Genomic DNA, 249 nt, shown 5'->3' on the forward strand with positions numbered 1-249 from the left:
CGAAGGGCGCGCCGGTCGGCACCCGGCTGCCCGGCCAGGGTTTCCCGAAACTGCCGCCGCCCGCGCAAAAGCCCGACTACGCGCGCGGCGCCGCCGTCTACACGCAGCACTGCGCGCTCTGTCACGGCGCGGACGGCCAGGGACGATCGAGCGGCGGCAAGCCGGTCTTTCCGGCGCTGTGGGGCGCACGCTCGTTCAACTGGGGGGCGGGGATGGGCGACATCCGTAACGCGGCCGGCTTCGTGAAGG

1 protein-coding gene is annotated in these 249 nt (G+C 73.9%); it reads left to right on the forward strand.

Annotated features, from left to right (window positions below):
• A partial coding sequence (locus SB816_RS33860; protein WP_410548482.1) for a c-type cytochrome occupies nucleotides 1–249 on the forward strand: 249 nt, incomplete at both ends.

Source organism: Achromobacter sp. SIMBA_011 (genome assembly GCF_046535435.1).
Lineage (GTDB): Bacteria > Pseudomonadota > Gammaproteobacteria > Burkholderiales > Burkholderiaceae_B > Achromobacter > Achromobacter dolens.